This window comes from Prevotella sp. HMSC073D09 (assembly GCF_001814145.1).
Taxonomy (GTDB): domain Bacteria; phylum Bacteroidota; class Bacteroidia; order Bacteroidales; family Bacteroidaceae; genus Prevotella; species Prevotella conceptionensis.
In genome coordinates this window covers 1-244 of sequence record NZ_KV815058.1, presented here as the reverse complement: position 1 = coordinate 244, position 244 = coordinate 1, and the positions used below count along the sequence as shown (strand labels likewise).

Below are 244 nucleotides of genomic sequence, written 5' to 3'. Positions count from 1 at the left end.
GAAAATCTTGCAAACGCTTGGACACATGGTTTCTTTTATTTGTCCTTGTTTCCTTTTCCCTTTCTGTTTCTTTCGTGCCCCTTACCGTATGTGCATACTTCTTTACCCGTAAAGATTGATTGTCTTTACCCGTTTTCTGTTCTTTGGCATCCGAAACAGGAGATTCCTTTATCTCTTGCTTATTGCTGATATGCGAAGTTTTCCTATTGCCGTTACAAGAAACAAACAACAGAAACGTACTTAA

At 38.5% G+C, this 244-nt stretch carries 1 protein-coding gene; it reads right to left on the bottom strand.

Annotated features, from left to right (window positions below):
- Positions 1 to 244, bottom strand: a 244-nt coding sequence (locus HMPREF2955_RS16475; RefSeq protein WP_210401268.1) for a hypothetical protein, incomplete at both ends; no start/stop codon positions are given.